Origin of the sequence: Phycicoccus sp. Root563, from assembly GCF_001427915.1 — a bacterium.
Classification (GTDB): Bacteria; Actinomycetota; Actinomycetes; order Actinomycetales; family Dermatophilaceae; genus Pedococcus.
Map to the genome: position 1 here is coordinate 479,692 of NZ_LMGM01000001.1, position 18,557 is coordinate 498,248.

The 18,557-nt window shown below is 72.7% G+C and carries 19 protein-coding genes; 10 read left to right on the forward strand and 9 right to left on the reverse strand.

Annotated elements, in window-relative coordinates:
• Nucleotides 1-21: 21 nt before the first annotated feature.
• A complete protein-coding gene (locus ASD62_RS02280; RefSeq protein WP_056914584.1) occupies nt 22-903 on the forward strand; it encodes a class I SAM-dependent methyltransferase in 882 nt (293 codons plus the stop codon).
• Here ASD62_RS02280 and ribA read toward each other — a convergent pair.
• From ribA to ASD62_RS02310, 6 genes are all read right to left on the reverse strand, one after another.
• On the reverse strand, nt 863-1,558 hold the full coding sequence (gene ribA / locus ASD62_RS02285; protein ID WP_056914585.1) for a GTP cyclohydrolase II: 696 nt from the start codon (nt 1,556-1,558) through the stop codon (nt 863-865). The two genes, ASD62_RS02280 and ribA, sit on opposite strands and share 41 nt — an antisense overlap.
• 8 nt (nt 1,559-1,566) lie before the next feature.
• Nucleotides 1,567-2,259, reverse strand: coding sequence for a dihydrofolate reductase family protein (locus tag ASD62_RS02290; protein ID WP_082580522.1), 693 nt, complete (start codon nt 2,257-2,259; stop codon nt 1,567-1,569).
• Nucleotides 2,252-3,172 carry a lysylphosphatidylglycerol synthase transmembrane domain-containing protein gene (locus ASD62_RS02295; RefSeq protein WP_235530601.1) on the reverse strand — a complete coding sequence of 307 codons (921 nt, stop codon included), beginning with the start codon at nt 3,170-3,172 and terminating at the stop codon, nt 2,252-2,254. The genes ASD62_RS02290 and ASD62_RS02295 overlap by 8 nt, the downstream gene beginning before the upstream one ends.
• 126 nt (nt 3,173-3,298) lie before the next feature.
• The gene (locus tag ASD62_RS02300; RefSeq protein WP_056914586.1) at nt 3,299-4,381 is read right to left on the reverse strand and encodes a glycosyltransferase family 4 protein; all 1,083 of its coding nucleotides are present in this window, start codon (nt 4,379-4,381) and stop codon (nt 3,299-3,301) included.
• Nucleotides 4,378-4,776, reverse strand: coding sequence for a 6-carboxytetrahydropterin synthase (locus ASD62_RS02305; RefSeq protein ID WP_056914587.1), 399 nt, complete (start codon nt 4,774-4,776; stop codon nt 4,378-4,380). The genes ASD62_RS02300 and ASD62_RS02305 overlap by 4 nt, the downstream gene beginning before the upstream one ends.
• Nucleotides 4,764-5,768: a zinc-binding alcohol dehydrogenase gene (locus ASD62_RS02310; RefSeq protein WP_056914588.1), complete on the reverse strand. Its 1,005-nt coding sequence runs from the start codon at nt 5,766-5,768 to the stop codon at nt 4,764-4,766. The genes ASD62_RS02305 and ASD62_RS02310 overlap by 13 nt, the downstream gene beginning before the upstream one ends.
• A gap of 38 nt (nt 5,769-5,806) precedes the next feature.
• Between ASD62_RS02310 and ASD62_RS02315 the strand changes: the two genes are divergently transcribed.
• The 4 genes from ASD62_RS02315 (at nt 5,807) to ASD62_RS02330 (ending at nt 10,831) form a co-directional block, all read left to right on the forward strand.
• Nucleotides 5,807-6,160: a VOC family protein gene (locus ASD62_RS02315; RefSeq protein WP_056914589.1), complete on the forward strand. Its 354-nt coding sequence runs from the start codon at nt 5,807-5,809 to the stop codon at nt 6,158-6,160.
• A gap of 60 nt (nt 6,161-6,220) precedes the next feature.
• Nucleotides 6,221-8,986, forward strand: a complete 2,766-nt coding sequence (locus ASD62_RS02320; protein ID WP_056914590.1) for a LuxR C-terminal-related transcriptional regulator — start codon at nt 6,221-6,223, stop codon at nt 8,984-8,986.
• 117 nt (nt 8,987-9,103) lie between these two features.
• Complete coding sequence (locus ASD62_RS02325) at nt 9,104-10,135, forward strand: DUF4386 domain-containing protein (protein ID WP_235530602.1); 1,032 nt, start codon at nt 9,104-9,106, stop codon at nt 10,133-10,135.
• A 111-nt stretch (nt 10,136-10,246) separates the two neighbouring features.
• A complete protein-coding gene (locus tag ASD62_RS02330) occupies nt 10,247-10,831 on the forward strand; it encodes a hypothetical protein (RefSeq protein WP_056917100.1) in 585 nt (194 codons plus the stop codon).
• A gap of 15 nt (nt 10,832-10,846) precedes the next feature.
• On the opposite strand, the gene ASD62_RS02335 is transcribed toward ASD62_RS02330, so the two are convergent.
• The gene (locus ASD62_RS02335; protein ID WP_056914591.1) at nt 10,847-11,380 is read right to left on the reverse strand and encodes an SRPBCC domain-containing protein; all 534 of its coding nucleotides are present in this window, start codon (nt 11,378-11,380) and stop codon (nt 10,847-10,849) included.
• On the reverse strand, nt 11,377-11,694 hold the full coding sequence (locus ASD62_RS02340) for a helix-turn-helix transcriptional regulator (protein ID WP_056914592.1): 318 nt from the start codon (nt 11,692-11,694) through the stop codon (nt 11,377-11,379). The genes ASD62_RS02335 and ASD62_RS02340 overlap by 4 nt, the downstream gene beginning before the upstream one ends.
• 140 nt (nt 11,695-11,834) lie before the next feature.
• On the opposite strand from ASD62_RS02340, the gene ASD62_RS02345 reads away from it, so the two are divergent.
• From ASD62_RS02345 to ASD62_RS02365, 5 genes are all read left to right on the forward strand, one after another.
• Nucleotides 11,835-12,737: an ABC transporter ATP-binding protein gene (locus tag ASD62_RS02345; RefSeq protein ID WP_200956834.1), complete on the forward strand. Its 903-nt coding sequence runs from the start codon at nt 11,835-11,837 to the stop codon at nt 12,735-12,737.
• Nucleotides 12,734-13,576, forward strand: coding sequence for an ABC transporter permease (locus tag ASD62_RS02350; protein WP_056914594.1), 843 nt, complete (start codon nt 12,734-12,736; stop codon nt 13,574-13,576). The genes ASD62_RS02345 and ASD62_RS02350 overlap by 4 nt, the downstream gene beginning before the upstream one ends.
• A gap of 73 nt (nt 13,577-13,649) precedes the next feature.
• On the forward strand, nt 13,650-14,576 hold the full coding sequence (locus ASD62_RS02355; RefSeq protein WP_082580524.1) for a CHAD domain-containing protein: 927 nt from the start codon (nt 13,650-13,652) through the stop codon (nt 14,574-14,576).
• A 78-nt stretch (nt 14,577-14,654) separates the two neighbouring features.
• Entirely contained in the window at nt 14,655-16,898 is a 2,244-nt protein-coding gene (locus ASD62_RS02360) for a multicopper oxidase family protein (protein ID WP_056914596.1), read from the forward strand.
• Between the two features lie 30 nt (nt 16,899-16,928).
• Nucleotides 16,929-18,077 carry a hypothetical protein gene (locus ASD62_RS02365; protein WP_056914597.1) on the forward strand — a complete coding sequence of 383 codons (1,149 nt, stop codon included), beginning with the start codon at nt 16,929-16,931 and terminating at the stop codon, nt 18,075-18,077.
• 12 nt (nt 18,078-18,089) lie between these two features.
• On the opposite strand, the gene ASD62_RS02370 is transcribed toward ASD62_RS02365, so the two are convergent.
• On the reverse strand, nt 18,090-18,554 hold the full coding sequence (locus ASD62_RS02370) for a response regulator transcription factor (protein WP_056914598.1): 465 nt from the start codon (nt 18,552-18,554) through the stop codon (nt 18,090-18,092).
• Nucleotides 18,555-18,557 lie beyond the last annotated feature (3 nt).

An 18,557-nucleotide genomic window follows, 5' to 3' on the forward strand; every position in this document is an offset into this window, starting at 1 on the left:
ACCGCGACGCGAGGAGGTGCGGTGGAGGACGGACACGGTCGGGCGACCCCCACCTGGCTGGCGCTGCGCGAGCCTGCCGATGCCGCGGCGAGATCGAGCGAGCTGGTCGACGCACTGGTCGACGCGCTGGCTGGCACCGACACCGACGCCGACCTTGCGGCTGCAGGTCGTCGGCGCGAGCGGAGGGCACCGGGGCGCCGGCTCGTCGTCCATGACCTCGGGTGCGGGACGGGGTCGATGTCCCGGTGGCTTGCCCCGCTGCTCCCCGGACCGCAGCACTGGGTGCTGCTCGACCGCGACGCCGACCTGCTCGCCGTGGCCGCGACGAGGGTGCCGGAGCGGGCGGCCGGCGGAGCTGCCGTGACCCTCGAGAGCCACCAGAGGGACATCACCCGACTCGGCCCCGACGGGCTCTCGGGGAGCGACCTGGTCACGGCCTCGGCGCTGCTGGACATGCTGACCGGTGCCGAGCTCGACCGCTTCGTCCGCTCGTGCGCGGCAGCGCGCTGCCCGGTCCTGGTCACCCTGAGCGTCGTCGGGAGGGTCTCCCTCGAGCCCGCTGATCCCTTCGACCGGCAGGTGGAGGCGGCGTTCAACGCCCACCAGCGCCGGACGGTGGGCGGCCACCGGCTGCTCGGTCCCGACGGCGCCCGCGCCGCGGTCGACGCGTTCGGTCGCCTGGGGTTCGACGTGCTGCGGCGGCCCAGTCCGTGGCTGCTCGAAGCGCAGGACCGCGAGCTCGTGCGCGAGTGGTTCACCGGCTGGCTCGGTGCTGCACTGGAGCAGGACCCGTCCCTGGTCGCACGGGCGGGCACCTACGCGGAGCGTCGCCTCGCCGAGGCCTCTGCGGGCCGACTCGCGGTCACGGTGCAGCACGAGGACGTGCTCGCCCTGCCCCGGTGAGCTGCGCGAGGTCCAGGGTGTGGTCACCGTGGCGCGCCTTCGCGGCGAGGTAGCGCACGTTGGCGTCGCTCACGTGCAGCCCCGTGGGGACCTGGGTGACGACGTCGATGCCGAGGCGCCGCAGCTGGGCGACCTTGTCCGGGTTGTTCGTCAGCATCGCGACCCGCGGCTGCCCGAGGGCCAGGAGCATCTGCGCAGCCACCGTGTAGTTGCGCTGGTCCACGGCGTACCCGAGCGCGACGTTGGCCTCGTAGGTGTCGAGCCCCACGTCCTGCAGCACGTAGGTGTCCAGCTTGGCGTAGAGGCCGATGCCGCGTCCCTCCTGCCGGAGGTAGAGCAGGAAGCCCCCCTCGGTCGCCAGCTGCACGATGGACTCACGCAGCTGGGCACCGCAGTCGCAGCGCTGGCTGCCGAAGACGTCCCCGGTCAGGCACTCACTGTGCAGCCGGACCGGGGTGGCGGGCGAGCTCCCCACTGCCGTATGGCGTTCCGCGTACCTCCCGAGCCCGAACGCGAGGTGCTCGAGCCCGTCGACGAGTCCGTTGAAGGTGACCACCCTCGCCGTCGTCGTGGAGCCGTCCGGGAGCGCCAACGGGACCTCGACCTGGGTCCGGATCGACGCAGGGGGTGGGGGCGACGGCAGCGGCACCAGCATCCCGACCCTCACCCCTCGCCGTACCGGGGGGACAACGCGTACCTCAGCAGGGCCACGTCGTCGATCTGACGCACCTCGGCCAGGGTTGCCCGGCGGGCGACGCTCCACGGGAACGCCCCGTCGCCGACGAAGCGCGGCGCGGCCGACTCCCCCACGAAGAAGGGCGCCACCACGAGCTGCAGCTCGTCGCCGAGACCCTGCGTGAGCATCTGCGTGTGGACGGTGCCCCCGCCCTCCACCATGAGTCGGCGCACCCCTCGCGCGTGCAGCTGCTCGGCCACCCACCGGAGCTCCACCGGCTCGCCCGCGTCGATCACCGTGGCCACGCCTGCGAGTCGTTCCCGCGTCGTGGCGAGGGCCGGCCCCGCACAGAACACCAGCTTCTCGCCGTCACCGCTGGCGAAGAACTCCGCAGCGGGGTCGAGGCACCCGTGTCTGGTCACGGTCACCTTGACCGGGGAGGGCGACCACCCGCGGGCCACCCGCTCGGCCTGTCGCTGCTGCGACCGCACGAGCAGCCGCGGGTCGTCGCAGCGGATCGTCCCTGCACCGACGAGGATGGCGTCGGAGTCGGCGCGCTCACCGTCCACCCGGTCGAAGTCCGCGAGGTTCGACAGCTGCAGCCGCCCGCGCGAGGCGCTGCCGAGGTACCCGTCCAGCGACATGCAGCAGCTCAGCAACGTGTACGGGCGGTCAGCCACGGCGCCCTCCCCGTACCCGTCCAGCCGCCGACACCAGCAGGACGACCGCACCCGGGAGGGCCCCGACGAAGACGATCACGCCGTAGACGACGGCCGTCGTGACACCCTGCTGTGCGCCCATCCCCGCTGCGCCGAAGCTCCACGCCGCGACGCCCTCGCGGGGTCCCCAGCCCGCCACGTTCGGCAGTCCCATGGCCAGCAGGACCACGAGCGCGAGCGGGAGGACCGCCGCGGTGGCCGCGCTCGCCCCCGCCGTCCGTGCCGCGACCAGGAACGTCAGCACGTGCCCCGCCAGGGCCACCACCGATGCGAGCAGCACGCGCGACGAGGTGTGCCGGGTGAGGAGCACCGCACGGAGGTCACCCGACCCCGGGATCGCCGACCACCGGCGGCTCCTGTCGCCGGTGGGTCTCGAAGATCCCCCACGACGTGCAGCCAGGGTGACCAGGGTGACGACGAAACCCGTTGCCAGCACGGCGATCGCGGCCAGGCGCACCTGATCCCTCACCGGCGAGGGCAGGACGGTCAACCCCGCGATCGCCACCGCGACGAGGACGACCTGGCCGGCCACCCGGTCCCAGACGACCGACCGCACGACCCGGCCCGTGTCCCCCACGGCGCTCCCACGGCGCAGGGCGCGATCGACGTCCCCGACCACGCCGCCGGGCGTCGCGACGTTGAGGAACTGCGACCGGTAGTAGGCGGCCACCGCCGCAGTGAGCGGCACCGGCACCCCGAGGCTCCGGGCCACGAGGGTCCACCGCCACGCGCAGCAGACGGTGGTGACGAGGGCGACGCCGCAGCCCACGGCGAGGGACCGTGCGTCCACCCGGGACAGCCCGGCAAGGAACGCGTCCGTCCCGACCCGCCAGCCCACGGTCGCGAGGACGGCCACCGCCACGGCAGCGCGCACCCAACCCCACCGACTCAGGCGTCCGGCTCGGGCCGTGGCGGGACGACGATGATCCCTGTCCACTGGCGGACACCACCTTCCCTCGGAGGGCGCTCAGTGGGTACACGGAGGAGCCGCCCCGGAGGTTCACGCCGACAGGGCGGCGGGCTCCAGGACGGCGGAGACCGTCCGGGCCGTCGCCGTCCACGACGGCAGCGTGCCTCGGCGGCCGAGGGCCGCCCGGCGCCACCGGTCCCGCAGGTCCGGGTCGCCGAGCCAGTCCCGGAGCGCACCGGTGAGGGCACAGGCGTCGCCTGCGGGCACGAGGCGTCCGGGCACCTCGCCGTCGGGAGCCGTCCCCAGTGCCTGCGCGACCCCGCCCACGGCGGTCGCAACCACCGGCAGCGCCCTCGCCAGCGCCTCGGTCACCACCAGCCCGTACGTCTCCAGCCGGGAGGGGTGGACGAGCAGGTCGGACGCGGCATACGTGTGCTGGAGCCGACCGGCCGACTGCGGGCCCACGAAGCGGACACGGTCGCCGATCCCCTCCTCCTCGCACCGGCGGGCCAACCGCCGCACGTGCCCCGGGTCGAGGTCGACGGCGCCTGCGCAGGTCATGCGCCAGGGAAGATCACGGACACCCGTCAGGGCCGTCACCAGCTCTTCGTGCCCCTTGGCCGGCACCACCGCCGCGACGGACAGCAGCTCGCGCCCCCCGGGGGCCCCGGTGGCGACGGGCGCGGGGTCCGACCCCGGTTCGGCGACCTGCACACGCTGTGGGGAGATCGCGTAGTGCTCGAGCAACCACTCCCGGCTCCAGTCGCTGGTCGCGACCACGGCGGCGGCACGGCGAAGGACCGCCCCCTCGGCATCGCGTCGGGTCCGGACGGGCACCGCGCCGCTCACGGTGTCAGCCGCACCGAGCGGAAGGTGCACGAGCACCACGACCCTCAGCCTCGACGACGCGGGCACGAGGAGCTCCGCCGTGCCCGAGGCGACGAGGCCGTCGAGCAGCACCGTCGCGCCGTCCGGCAGCTCGGCAAGGACTGCCGCCAGCCCGCCACGGGCCGCCGGGTCCGCGTCCGGCCAGGCTCCGGGCAGCAGGTGCCGGTGAACGCCCCAGCCGAGCTCGGCTAGGGCCGCACAGACCTTGGTGTCATAGGTGTTGCCCCCGCTGGGGTGCAGCGGGTCGTCGACGATGTCGGGCAGCACGACGTGGACGGTCCTCACAGGTCGAGCTCGTAGCTGGCCCAGGCGAGGTGGGACTCCCGCAACGTCACGGTGATCCCCGCCAGCCGACGTGCCCCCTCCCCGAGCCCGCCGGCACGGATGCGGACGGCGAGGGCGTCCGCGACCACCCGGGCCAGTGCCTCGGTCGTGGTGTTGAGCCCCGCCAGGGCCGGCACCTCGTCGAGGTTCCGGTAGCCGAGCTCCCCGAGCACCTCGTGCAGCTGCTCGGTTGCCCGCCCGATGTCGACCACGACGGAGTCCTCGTCGAGGGACGCGCTGCGAAAGCTCGCGTCGACCACGTAGGTGGCTCCGTGCAGGCGTTGGGCCGGCCCGAAGACCTCACCCCGCAGGCTGTGCGCGACCATCATGTGGTCCCGGACGGTCACGGTGAACATGGCGCCTCCGCGTCGTAGGTGATCGTGTGGCAGATCGCGGGGAGGCTGCCGTCGGCCAGCCGGCCCATGACCTCGGGCAGCGCGTCGAAGTCCGAACGGCCCGTGAGCAGCACGTCGAGGGCCGGGTCCCGCAGCAGCTCCAGCGCGAGGGCGCGCCGGTCGGCGGGCGAACGCCTCGGGCGTCGGGCCGCGGCCACTGCGCCGACCTGGCTGGCACGGATCGACAGCCGCCCCGAGTGGAACGAACCGCCCAGCGACACGGTGACCTCCTGGTCGCCGTACCAGCTGAGCTCCAGCACCTGACCCTCGGCGCCCAGCAGGTCGACGGCCAGCTGGAGCCCGGCCGACGTCGCGCTGGTGTGCACGGTGAGGTCGCAACCGCCGGCGAGGTCGCGGGCCCGTTCGGCGGGGGCGAAGCCGACCCCCAGGGCCGACGCCACCGCCTCCCGGGTGGGGTCGACGTCGACGAGCGTGACGCGGCTCCCCGGGACCCCTGCGAGCAGCCGCGCGACGCAGCACCCCACCATGCCCGCGCCCACCACCGCGACCCGGTCGCCGATGCGCGGTGCCGCGTCCCACAGGGCGTTCACAGCCGTCTCGACCGTGCCCGTCAGCACGGCCCGCTCGGGTGGGACGTCATCGGGCACCACCGACACCGAAGCCACCGGGACGACGTACGCGGTCTGGTGCGGGTGGAGCGCGAACACGCTGCGCCCCAACAGTTCTCGTGGCCCCTCCTCGACGACGCCGACACTGAGGTACCCGTACTTCACCGGCCACGGGAAGTCGCCCTCCTGGAACGGTGCCCGCATCGCGGCATACTCCCCGGGCGGCACCCGACCCTCGAAGACGAGGCGTTCGGTCCCCCGGCTCACCCCCGAGTGGGTGGCCCGGACGAGCACGTCGTCGGGCCCCACCGACGCCAGCCCGACGGGCCGGATCTCCCCCGTCGAGGGGCCCACCGTCCAGAAGGCGCGCGCAGCTCGGTGCACGCCAGCGACTGTAGCGGCCGGGCTGGCAGGATGACCCCATGGAACGTGTCCTCGGCATCGGCGGATGGTTCGTGCGGGCGACCGACCCGGAAGCCCTGGTGGCCTGGTACCGCGAGTGCCTCGGCCTCGACCTCGACGAGCACGGTTCGTGGCAGCCGCAGGCCGGGCCCACCGTCGTCGCGGCATTCCCTTCCGACACGGACTACTTCGGCTCCCCCAGCCAGCAGGTGATGCTCAACTTCCGGGTGAGTGACCTGGACGCCATGCTGGCGCAGCTGCGGGCCCGCGGCGCCGCGGTCTCCCCCGAGACGCAGGACATGGACGGGGTCGGCCGGTTCGGCTGGGTCACCGATCCCGAGGGCAACCGGGTGGAGCTCTGGCAGCCCGCCTGATCGCGCGCCACCCGTGCCCTAGGGTCGGGATCGTCGCCGCGAGAAGAGTGAGGTGACCCGTTGCCGACCCCCCTCGTCCGCACCAAGCTGCACGTCCCTCCCGCGCGCGACGACCTGGTCCCCCGGCCACGGCTGTCCTCCCGGCTGTCGGCCCCCTCCGCCGGCCACCCCGACCGACGCTCCGTGGGTCTCCACGGCTCCGTAGGCCCGCGGCTGGTGCTGGTGTCGGCGCCACCCGGCTTCGGCAAGTCCACGCTCCTCGCGACCTGGGCGGCCACGGCAGCGGCCGCCGGGCGCGCCGTCGCGTGGGTGTCGTTGGAGTCCTCCGAACGCCACCCCGACACGTTCTGGGCCCACGTCGTCGCAGCCCTCGAGCAGGCCGCCCCGGGGGTCGGTGCGGGGGCGGCGACCCTGCTCGACGACGGACGTACCCCGGTCCGTGCCGCGATCACCCTGCTGCTCAACGAGCTCGCGGCCCACCCCGACGGGATCGACCTCGTCCTCGACGACTACCACCTGGTCGACGGCCCGCAGGTCGCGGCCGATGTCGAGTTCCTGCTCCAGCACCTGCCCCCGCAGGTGCGGCTGGTGATCGGCACGCGTGCCGACCCCGACCTCCCGCTGGCCCGGTTGCGGGCCCGCGGCGAGCTGCTCGAGGTCCGGGCCGCAGACCTGCGCTTCACCGGCGACGAGGTCACCGCCTACCTCAACGGCGTCGTGGGCCTGGGTCTGCGGGCCAGCGACATCGCGGCCCTCGAGGGCCGGACCGAGGGGTGGATCGCGGCCCTGCAGCTGGCGGCCCTGTCGCTGCAGGACCGTCCTGATCCCACCGCCTTCATCGCGGGTTTCGCCGGCGACGACCGGTACGTCGTCGACTACCTCGTGGAGGAGGTGGTGGCCCGCCAACCCGAGGAGGTGCGCCGGTTCCTGCTCGACACCTCGGTCCTCGACCGCCTCAGCGGTCCGCTCTGCGATGCCGTCACCGGGGGCGACGACGGCCGTTCCGTGCTGCAGCAGCTCGAGCGGTTGAACCTCTTCGTCGTCCCCCTCGACGACACCCGGCAGTGGTACCGCTACCACCACCTCTTCGCCGAGGTGCTGCGCTCCCACCTCGACGACGAGGCGCCGGGGCGCGCCGTCGAGCTCCACCGGCGCGCAGCCCGCTGGTATGCCGCCCACGGCGAGCCCGAGGCGGCGGTGCGTCACGCCGTGGCCGGCCACGATGTCGAGCTCGCGGCCGACGTCGTCGAGGGGTGCGTGATCGGCATGCTGCGCGACCGCCGGGAGAGCACCGTCCGACGCTGGATCGCCGACATCCCCGCGGTGGTCGCCCACCGGCGCCCGGTCCTGGCGCTCGGGCTCATCGGGGCCCTCATGTCCAGCGGCGAATTCGCCGATGTCGAGGAGCGCCTGGGCGACCTCCAGTCGGTCCTCGACGACCCCCCACCGGACACGCGCGTGCTGGTCGCCTCGGAGCTCCCACGCCTGCCGGGGGCGATGGAGACCTACCGGGCGGCGCTCGCCCTGGTCCGCGGCGACCTGGCCGGCGCCACCGCCCACGCCGACCTCGCGGTGGCGCGGGCAGCGCCCGGTGACGACCTCACCGTGGCTGCCGGGTCAGCCCTGTCCGGTCTGGCCTCCTGGGCCACGGGGGACCTCGACACCGCCCACCGCGGCTACTCCGCCGCGGTCGCGGGCCTGCGCCGGGCCGGCAACCACTCCGACGTGCTGGGCTGCTCGATCACCCTGGCCGACCTGCGCATCACCCAGGGACGTCTCGGTGATGCGGTGGACACCTACGAGGGGGCCCTGCGCCTGGCGGAACAGCACTCGGAGGGCGGCGCCCTGCGAGGCAGCGCGGACATGATGGTGGGGCTGGCCATGGTCGCCCTCGAGCGCGGTGAGCTGTCGGCCGCCGCGGAGCACCTCCGTCGCGCAGACGAGCTCGGCGAGCCCAACGGGCTGCCCCAGCATCCCTACCGCCTGCGCGTCGCCCGGGCCGGCCTGCTCCGGGCGACGGCAGACCCGGCGGGGGCGATCCGCCTGCTCGAGGAGGCGGACCGCGTCTACGTCGGGGACTTCTCACCGAACGTCCGGCCCGTCCCGGCGCAACGGGCCAGGGCGCTCCTCGCCGTGGACCGTCTCGCCGACGCCCTCGACTGGGTGCGCGAGCAGCACCTCGGCGCGGACGACGAGCTCCACTACGTGCGGGAGTACGAACACCTCACTCTCGCACGGATCCTGTTGCGCCAGAACGCACTCGAAGGTTCGACCCGCGTCCTCGCAGCGGCCGAGGACCTCCTCGGCCGGCTCCACGAGGCGGCCCAGGGCGGCGGGCGGACCGGGACGGTGATCGAGACCCTGGTCCTCCAGTCCCTCGCCCACCGGGCCCGGCACGGCCGTCGGGACGAGCCCGGCGCCATACGCGTCCTCGAACAGGCCGTGCGCCTGGCGGAGGTGGAGGGCCACGTCCGCGTCTTCGTCGACGAGGGGTCGCCGATGCGCAGCCTGATGGAGGCGTTGGTCCGCGCGAACCCGACGTGGGGCCATCCCCGTCGAGTCCTCGACGGATTCCGTTCTGTGCCAACACCTCCCGCCCCGGCAGTGCAGCAAGGGCTGGTCGACCCCCTGAGCGGGCGAGAGCTCGACGTGCTCCGGCTGCTGGCGAGCGACCTCGACGGGCCTGCCATCGCGCGCGAGCTCGTGGTGTCGCTCAACACCGTCCGCACCCACACCAAGAGCATCTACGCCAAGCTCGGCGTCAACAGCCGGCTCACCGCCGTGACGCGCGGCCGAGAGCTCGGCCTGCTCCCCGACCGACGCTGACGGCCCCACCGGGGCGCGCCGCCCGGGACCACCCCCTGCGACCACCAGGCAGGACCACCACACGGTTCACCAGATGTGGTGAGGCCAGGCCGCCACCGGCGCTCCTAGGTTTCGGGCATGGACACCGCACCGACCAGCCGCCCGGACGAGTCCGGGTGGTACGAGATCCGCCTCCGCGGCCGTCTCGAGCCGCGGTGGGCGACCCGGTTCGAGGGCATGGCCCTGACCACCCGTGACGGCTTCAGCCAGCTCAGCGGTCCCGTCGCCGACCAGGCCGCCCTGCACGGCCTACTCCAGCAGCTCCGCGACCTCGGGCTGCCCCTGGCCTCGGTCACGCAGCCCGACCACGGGACCCACCCGGCACACCACGGCAGGACCCCTCACCCACAGGAGCCTGACATGACCACCACCGCCGCAGCACCGCCCGTCCTGACCGGAGGGGCGCCCATCGACGCCACGCGCAACCACACCCGACTGGCAGGCATCTTCTACCTGCTCACGTTCGCGTCCTCCATCCCCGCGCTCATCCTGCTCGGGCCCGTGCTCCACGACGCCGACTACATCACCGGCGGCGGACAGGACACCCGCGTCATCTGGGGCTGCGTCCTCGACGTCGTGAACGCCCTGACCGCCGTCGGGTCCGCGGTCGCCCTGTTCCCGGTGCTGAAGCGGCGCAACGAGTCCATGGCACTGGGTTTCGTCACCTCCCGGCTGATGGAGGGCGCCGTCGTGATGATCGGGGTGGTGAGCCTCCTGGCCGTGGTCACCCTGCGCCAGGACGCGGCCGGCCTCGCCGGTGACACGACGGCCCTGACGGCCACCGGGCAGGCGCTCGTGGCCGTGCGGAACTGGACCTTCCTGCTCGGGCCCGGGCTCATGCCGGCCCTCAACGCCATCCTCCTCGCCACCGTCCTGCACCGCGCACGGCTCGTGCCCCGCCTGATCACCACCGTGGGGCTGGTCGGTGCACCGCTGCTCCTGGGCTCGGTCCTCGCCACGCTGTTCGGTGCCTTCGACCAGGTCTCCCCCGTCGCCTCGGTCCTGGCCCTCCCGATCGCGGCGTGGGAGCTCGCCCTCGGCTGCTGGATGACCTTCAAGGGCTTCGACCGCAGGGCCGTGGCCGCCCTGCCCGCCCGCAGCGACGCCTGACCGGTCACGCATCCCGGGCCACCCGACCCATCGCCCCGAGGGCGGCGCCGCAGCTGCGGCGCCGTCCTCGGGGCACGACCCGTGTCGGTGGCCCGTGGCACCATCTCCCTCGTGAGCGAGGAGCGCCGGACCGCCTACCGCACCGCACCCCTGACCATCGAGACGTGGCCGGACTTCAGCGCGCTCGTCGAGGCCAACAACGGCGTATGGGGCGGGTGCTGGTGCATGGGGTTCCATCCCGAGGGCGTCGGCGCGGGCCACACGCGCGAGGGAAACCGGCAGGCGAAGCTGGGGCACGTCGAACGCGGCACGGTGCACCAGGTGCTCGTCTACGACGGCGCGACCTGCGTGGGCTGGTGCCAGTACGGCTCGCCGGTCGAGCTCCCCAACATCCAGAACCGCGCGAGGTACGAGCGCGGTGCGGACGTCCTGCCCGACTGGCGCATCGGGTGCATCTTCACCGGTGCGAAGCATCGTGGCGCGGGGGTCGCCCGGGCTGCCGTCGACGGCGCCCTCGAGGCCATCCGGGCGGCCGGGGGCGGTGTGGTCGAGGCCTACCCCGAGCAGACCGCCGAGCGTCCTCCGCAGCGAGGCGCCTTCCTGCACACCGGCCCGGAGGAGCTCTTCGAGCAGTTCGGCTTCGTCCGTGACCGGCAGATCGCCAAGTGGCGCTGGGTCATGCGCACCACGGTCTGAGCCACCTGCGGCCGCTCAGGGGGACGTCGCGGCCCCGGCGTCCTGGTAACGGGGAGTGAGCTCGGTCCACCGTGCGTGCCAGGCCGGGGCGGGCTGCTCGGCGGACCACCCCGTGGCGTGGACGGGCCCGTCGCCCCGCAGGGACCGTCCGAGGTCCTCGAGGTGGGCCTGCCAGCCGGCGCCGTAGAAGGCCAGCGCACCCACCGGCAGCCCGCGCTCCTCCACCACGAGACGGGTGCCGGAACCCTCGACGGTGAACCAGGCCTCGATCGTGGACGCCTCGTCCGACCCCGGCTCGGAGCTGATCAGGAGGTGGTGCGGTGCGTCGCAGACCTCGATCCGCACCGCCCCCGCCCACGAGCTCGTGAACACCGCCTGCGCGGTGCCGCCCTCCCGCAGGTCGCCGGACACCTCGGCGATCCAGCGCGCCAGCCGCTCGGGGACGGTGCACGCGTCCCACAGGTCGTGGATGTCGGTGTCGTAGACGTCCTCCACGCGTACTGCTCCCCTGGTCTGGTCCAAGGCCCTCATCGTCCCGTTGACGGTCATCTGCGTGCCTTCTTTCCTCGAGCGATCTCCGTGTGCAGCGCACCGAGGCGGTTCTGCCACAGGGCGCGGTAGTCCTCCAGCCACTCGTCGACCTCGACGAGCGCCTCGGGCCTCAGGCTGTAGATCCGGCGCTGCGCGTCCTGGCGGACCTCGACCAGCCCGGCCTCCCGCATCACCCGCAGGTGCCGTGACACCCCGGGCCTCGCGATGGGCAGGGCGTCGGCGAGCTCGCCCGCGGTGGCCGGGTGGTCCCGAAGGATCCCCATCACCGTGCGCCTGCTCGGGTCCGCCAACGCCTGCAGCACTGCATCCATGCAGCGAGAGTACCCGGTCGGTTACGTACCCGCAAGGGTACTCATCGAGGAACCCTGAGGCCGCCTCAGGGTGCGGTCAGGGACGGGCAGGGGTTCCTCCCCGATGTGGCGGGCACCCGTGCGGCGACACGATGCTCGTCATGATCACCGTCGAATCACTCACCAAGACCTACGGACGCGCGATGACCGCCGTCGACGACGTCTCGTTCACCGCGGCCACCGGGCGGGTGACCGGCTTCCTCGGCCCGAACGGCGCCGGCAAGTCGACCACCATGCGCATCATGGTCGGCCTCACCCCTCCCACCTCCGGGACCGTCACCATGGACGGGCACCGGTTCGCCGACCTGCCGAACCCCGGTGCCGAGGTCGGCGTCCTGCTCGACGCGTCGGCGCAGCACGCCGGCCGGACCGGGCGCGAGATCCTCACCCTGGCCCAGCGGACGATGGGGCTGCCCCGCACGCGGGTCCAGGAGATGCTCGACCTGGTCAGCCTGACCTCCGCGGAGGCCGACCGCCGGGTCCGCGACTACTCGTTGGGCATGCGTCAACGGCTCGGGATCGGCACCGCGCTCCTCGGCGACCCGCGCATCCTCATCCTGGACGAGCCGGCCAACGGGCTCGACCCTGCCGGGATCCGCTGGATGCGTGACCTCCTGCGCGGGTTCGCAGACCAGGGCGGGACCGTCCTGCTCTCCTCCCACCTCCTGCACGAGATCGAGGTCATCGCCGACGACCTCGTCGTCATCGGGCACGGGCGGATCGTGGCCCAGGGAACCAAGGCCGACCTCCTCGCTGCTGCGGGCACCCTCGCCCGCACCCGTGATGCCGCGGCCCTCGCCCGCGCGATGGAGCAGGCCGGACTCGCCGCCACCGTGCACGCCGACGGCAGCGTGCGCACCGACGCCTCGCCCGACCAGGTCGGTGAGGCGGCCCTCGCCGCGCGTGTGGTGCTCACCGAGCTCCGTGCCGCCGAGGGGGCAGGGCTCGAGGAGATGTTCCTCGAGCTCACCGCAGACACCCAGCGCGAAGGAGCAGCAGCATGACCACCACGACCCTGACCCCGTCGACCCCGACCGCGGGCCCGCCCCGGTCCACGAGCGGCACCGTCGCGCCCCGTCCCCGGAGAACGCAGACGCGCATCCCCCTGACCCGTCTCGTCGGGGTCGAGCTGCGCAAGATGTTCGACACCCGCGCCGGGTTCTGGCTGATGGCGAGCCTGGTCATCACGAACCTCCTGGCCACCGCCGCGATCATCGTGTTCGCGCCCGACGACCAGCTGACGTTCGACAACTTCGCCGCGGCGATCGGCGCACCGATGACCGTCATCCTGCCCATGATCGGCATCCTCGCCGTGACGAGTGAGTGGACCCAGCGCAGCGGCCTGACCACCTTCACCCTCGTCCCCCACCGCGGCCGGGTGCTGGGCGCGAAGTTCCTCGCCGCCACCGGTGTGGGGGTCGTGTCGATGTTCGTCGCCCTGGCCGTGGGCGCGGTCGGCACGCTCGTCGGCAGCGCCGTCGCCGGGGTCGACCCCGTCTGGAACGTCTCGGTGGCCCACTTCGCCCTGATCGTCCTCGGCAGCGTCCTCGGCATGCTGTTCGGCTTCATGCTGGGGCTGGTCATCCGCAACTCCGCCGGGGCGATCGTCACCTACTTCGTCTACACCCTGGTGCTGCCTCCCCTGCTGGGCCTGCTGGCCGCCAACCAGAAGTGGTTCGCCGACCTGCAGCCCTGGGTGGACTACAGCTACGCGCAGCGGCCGCTGTTCGACGGCAGCCTGAACAGCCAGCAGTGGCAGCAGCTCGGGGTGTCCGGGGCGCTGTGGTTCCTCCTGCCGATGGCTGTCGGACTCCTCGTCGTCCGTCGCACCGAGGTGAAGTGACCCGTACGGACGCAGGGCCCCCGAGTCGCCAGGCGACCCGGGGGCCCTTCCCGTGCGTGGGTAGGGTCCTCGCATGGGGCACCGAGCGTCAGGCGACCGCTGGGCCGGGGCGGCTCTACCGGTGCTGGACCAGGAGGGCGCTCGCCGCCTCGTCGCGGCCTACCTCGCGCAGCAGTGCGCCGCCCTCGTGGTCGGCGACCAGCGCCTCGGTGCCGGCGACGACTCCGCGGTCCACGACACGCGGGTCGCCGGTCGTCGGATCCGCAGCACGTTGCGGGTGTACTCACCGCTGTTCGACAGGGAGGCGGCCGATGCCCTCGATGGCGAGCTGCGTTGGTGGTCAGGGCTTCTCGGCGCCGTGCGCGACCTGCAAGTGCTCCAGGGCCGACTCGACACGCTGGTGTCCGGGGTCGACCCGGCACTGCCGCGGGACCGTGTCAGGGCTCGGATCGATGCCGCGCTGGAGCGGGACAGGCTCGAGCACTGGACCCGGGTCCGGGAGGCGCACGCCGGGGTGAGGCACCGCGCCCTCCTCGTTGCCGTCACGAGCTGGGGTGCCCGTCCGGCCTGGAGCGGCGGCGTCCTCCGGTCCTCCTCCGCCGTCGCCACGATGGTGGACAGGGCCGACCGGACGGTCGACCGGACGCTGCGCCGGGCGGCCGCCTCAGACGACCTCGACGAGCTGCACCGTGCCCGCAAGGCGGCGAAGCGGGCCCGGTATGCCGCAGAGGTGCTCTTGCCGGTCGTGGGACCGGCGGCCGCGAAGTCGGCACGGCGCCACGAGCGGCTGCAGGAGGCGCTGGGAGAGCACCGGGACTGCACCGTGGGTGCCGAGCTGCTGCTGCGGCTCGGCTCGGCCGCAGGCTCCTCGCCGGGCGAGAGCTTCGTGTTCGGCGTCCTCCACGAACGCGAGCTGCGGAGGGCGCAGGCCCTCCGCGCGGAGGTGCAGGGCCTGGTTCGCCGACGCCGTCGACCCAGCGGCTCGCACGGCCCGAGGTGAGGGGCAGGCACCCTGACCGCAGTGTGGACTAGTCCCTGACCCGAGGAAATCCCGAGGTCCCGGCGGGACGGTGACCTCATGAACGACGTGACCATCGACCCAGGCGAACCGCTCGGGGGAGCCGACCCCGTCGGCACCGCCACGAAGGACAATGACAGCGCCGGGGTGACGCGGCGAACCGTCCTGCGCCTCGGGGCCGCCGGCAGCCTCGGCCTCGCCGTCGCGGCCGCCCAGGGACCGGGGAGCCTCTTCCTCTCCCAGCGGGGGCTGCTCTCGCCGAGCGGCGCCTTCGCCGCCACCTCCACAGCCCTGGCCGACCTCGTCTACATCGAGGCCTTCCCCACGAGCCCACTGATCCTGTCGCCGTTCACCGACGTCCTGCCGGTGCCCAAGGCCCTCGCACCCGTGCCCGTGTCGGAGTTCAGCTCGTGGTCCAAGCCACCCGGTCCCGGGTCAGGCCAACAGAACTCGATGCAGAACGAGCGCCACCAGATCTGGTCGAGCGACATCGGGTGCCCGGACCCGCTCGTCTACAAGATCGACCTGCTGGTTCGCCAGCACGCCTTCACGACGTCCATGGTCCTGCCCATCGACAAGAACGGGCGTCCAACGCTCTCCTTCGACCAGCAGGGGCACCCGGTCGCCGCCGGGACGAAGCGGTTCCTCCCCCTCAGCACCATCTACGGCTTCAACGGCGCCTTCCCCGGTCCCATGATCAACGCCGAGTACGGGCGGCCCGTCCTCGTGCGGTTCGAGAACCACCTCGACGAGAACCCGCTCGGGCTGGACCGCCAGGACTTCGGCGCACCCGACTGGTCCTTCCTGACCCACCTGCACAACGGCCACACGGCCCCCGAGAGCGACGGCAACCCGCACTACTCGATGACGGCCGGTCCGAAGTACCACGGCTACCTTCCGCAGACCTTCTGCGACAACCTCTACCTCAACTGGCCGGCGGGCAACGACGACCGGGAGAAGCAGAGCTTCTTCTGGTTCCACGACCACCGGATGGACCACACCGGAGCCAACGTCTACAAGGGCATGGTCGGGCTCTACCCCATCTACGACCCGAAGAACGGGATGGACATGGGCGACGAGCGGCAGGGCCTTCGGCTGCCCGGCGTCCGCACCGACCACCCTGACGGCTCCTTCGACGTGGACTACGACATCCCGCTGGCCTTCTACGACTGCCGGCTCGACGACGGTGTCACCATGCACAAGGACATGCACGACACCCTCGGTGAGTTCCCCGCGGCCAAGAACCCGTCGGTCCACCCGGAGTGGTGGGGCAAGACGTTCTTCAAGCACTTTCCCAGCCACGGGTTCGTCGGCGACATCTTCACGGTCAACGGCACCGCATACCCGGTCCTGGAGGTGAAGCGCCGCAAGTACCGCTTCCGCTTCCTCGACTGCTCGGTCGCCCGGATCTACGAGTTCAAGCTGATGGCCTCGACCCAGGGCCCCCGGACGGCAGCCTCGCTCGGCTACACCGATGACGAGCTCGAGGGCCAGTACCGCATCCCGGACGGCCAGCAGTGCATGCAGTTCACCCAGATCGCCTCCGACGGCGGGCTGCTGCCGTTCCCCGTGAAGCGCGACTCGTTCGAGCTCTGGCCGGCCAAGCGCCGCGAGGTCATCATCGACTTCACCCGGTACCAGGACGGGACGCCCACCACCAAGGGCGACGTCATCTACCTCACCGACGTCATGAAGATGCCGAACGGCCGGATGTGGTCGAACTCCTCGAGGTTCTCCCCCGACCCGAACTACAAGGTGCCGGTGCTCAAGTTCGTCATCGGCGACAGCGCCCCCGACGACAGCCAGGTCCCCACGGCCATGCGGCCCCTCCCCCCTCTGCCCAGCAACTGGAAGACCATGCTGGACAACCGCTTGATCTTCGAGGTCCAGCGAGGCAGCGCCGGCGGCGAGATCGAGTGGTTGATCAACGGCAGCCCGTTCACCCCGGACGTCGTCGCCACGAGCCTGAAGAACAACGCCGGCAAGACCCCCCTCGCCCAGCAGCGGAAGAACAGCTTCAACCTGTGGGAGATCCGCAACGGCGGAGGCGGCTGGGTCCACCCGTTCCACCTCCACATGGAGGAGCACCGCACCGTGATGCGCGGCGGCAAGGACGTCACTGCCGGAGGCGACAAGGGCCATCCTGACGACGTCTCCCGCGAGGACCTCGCCGCCCTCGACCCCGGTGAGTCGGTGATCGTCTACCGAGGGTTCCGCGACTTCGTGGGCCCGTACGTCGCCCACTGCCACAACCTCGCCCACGAGGACCACGCCATGATGTTCGGCTGGGAGATCACCTCCTGACCGGCGACAGCCGAAACGAGAGAGTGCGCCGTGTCCACCTCCATGTCCACCTCCATGTCCACCTCCATCGCCACGAACCGTCCCGCGGTCGCCGGCCGCGCAGCCGTCCCCTGGCTGACCGTCCTGCCGCTTGCCGTGCTGATGTCGTTCGCGGACGGGTACTGGATGACGTCGCTGCGGGGCGCCTTCGGAGCCATCCAACGCACGCAGGACCTGTTCGGCAGCTGGGTGCGTGACTCCACCGTCCTCGTCCCCGCCTTCGTGCTGGCCGTGCTCGCAGCGCTCGTCCTCTCGGCCCGGCTGTACGGCCCGGTGCTGCGAGCCCGGCCCTCGGTCCCTGTCACGGCCCTGCTCATCGCCCTCGCCGGGACCGTCGCCGGACTCCTCGCCCTCGGGGCCAGCACGGCCTACGACTACGAGCTCGAGAGCAGCCAGCTCGGCCTCATGGCCACGATGCAGGGCCGGTGCGTGGCCGGAGACTGCCTGGGCATCCAGCGCCGGGCGACGCTCGCCCTGCAGGAGCGTTCGGTCGTCATGGGGATGGGGCTGATCCTGCTCACCAACCTCGTCCTGGTCGGCTGGGTGGTGGCGGTGCGCGGGGGAAGGCTCCGGGTCAGCGCGCCCGGGCGGGCCGAGGGCGCGGCACGCTCCCGCGCGGACGACCTGCGCCGCCTGCTCGCCGTCGGACTGGTGTGCAGCGCGGTGATCCACGGCGCCGTGGTACCCGAGCACCTGGTCGAGTGGCCCGCGGCCGGCGCCTTCTTCGTCGCACTCACCGGTGTCGAGCTCGCCGCCGCGATCCTCGTCATCCGACGACCCCGGGCATCCACCCTGGTGGCCGCGGCGGTCGCCTCGCTGGGACCGCTCCTGGTGTGGCTCTGCTCGCGGACCGTGGGGCTGCCGTTCGGGCCCGAGCCGGGCACCGCCGAGGCCGTCGGGCTGGCGGACGTCTCCGCCTGCCTGCTCGAGCTCGCCACCCTGGCGGCAGCAGTCGTCCTCGTCCTCGCGCGACCCGGGCTGGGGTCCCGGCCAGGGACCGGGCCACACCGCGGCTGGATCGCCGTCATGGCCCTGCTCACGGTGACCACGGTCGGGTTCTCCGGCACCGGGCTCGCGGGCTTCGACGGCTTCGGCGTCGCCCCCGCCCACGGCTCCACCGTCGCGGGGCACCACCACTGAGAAGTGTTGTGCTCAGGTCACTGGGCTCGCCGCCCGGACGGCCGCCAGCAACGACTCCGGCCCGTCTCCCTTCATGACGAAGACGGTGGCCCCCGCCTCCAGAGCCGCCTTCTCCGAGCGAGCGCGGGAGCGTCCGGTCAGCACGACCACTCGGACGTGGGGGGCTGCTTCGAGGATCTGGCGGGTGGCCTCCAGGCCGTCGAGTCCGGGCATCGAGAGATCCATGACGACCACGTCGGGGGACGTGGTCGTGGCCATGAGCACCCCTGCGTGGCCGTCCCGTGCATCCCCGCAGACCACGAGGTCGTGCTGCGAGGCGAACAGGGCCAGCAGCCCCAGCCGCACCGGGGCCGAGTCGTCGACGACGAGGACCCGGATCACCTCGACCTCCTTGTCGTAGCGGAAGGGCCACTGCACCAGGCCCGTGGACGCATCGTCGCCGAACGGCCTCGGGCTGACCTCGGGCCCGACGAACACCTG

What these genes read in the sequence shown, in the direction of transcription:
- ribA (WP_056914585.1), bottom strand. Translation starts at nt 1,558, where the DNA reads ATGCTGGTGCCGCTGCCGTCGCCCCCACCCCCTGCGTCGATCCGGACC.
- ASD62_RS02305 (WP_056914587.1), bottom strand. Translation starts at nt 4,776, where the DNA reads ATGTTCACCGTGACCGTCCGGGACCACATGATGGTCGCGCACAGCCTG.
- ASD62_RS02315 (WP_056914589.1), top strand. Translation starts at nt 5,807, where the DNA reads ATGGAACGTGTCCTCGGCATCGGCGGATGGTTCGTGCGGGCGACCGAC.
- ASD62_RS02325 (WP_235530602.1), top strand. Translation starts at nt 9,104, where the DNA reads ATGGACACCGCACCGACCAGCCGCCCGGACGAGTCCGGGTGGTACGAG.
- ASD62_RS02335 (WP_056914591.1), bottom strand. Translation starts at nt 11,380, where the DNA reads ATGACCGTCAACGGGACGATGAGGGCCTTGGACCAGACCAGGGGAGCA.
- ASD62_RS02340 (WP_056914592.1), bottom strand. Translation starts at nt 11,694, where the DNA reads ATGGATGCAGTGCTGCAGGCGTTGGCGGACCCGAGCAGGCGCACGGTG.
- ASD62_RS02345 (WP_200956834.1), top strand. Translation starts at nt 11,835, where the DNA reads ATGATCACCGTCGAATCACTCACCAAGACCTACGGACGCGCGATGACC.
- ASD62_RS02350 (WP_056914594.1), top strand. Translation starts at nt 12,734, where the DNA reads ATGACCACCACGACCCTGACCCCGTCGACCCCGACCGCGGGCCCGCCC.
- ASD62_RS02355 (WP_082580524.1), top strand. Translation starts at nt 13,650, where the DNA reads ATGGGGCACCGAGCGTCAGGCGACCGCTGGGCCGGGGCGGCTCTACCG.
- ASD62_RS02360 (WP_056914596.1), top strand. Translation starts at nt 14,655, where the DNA reads ATGAACGACGTGACCATCGACCCAGGCGAACCGCTCGGGGGAGCCGAC.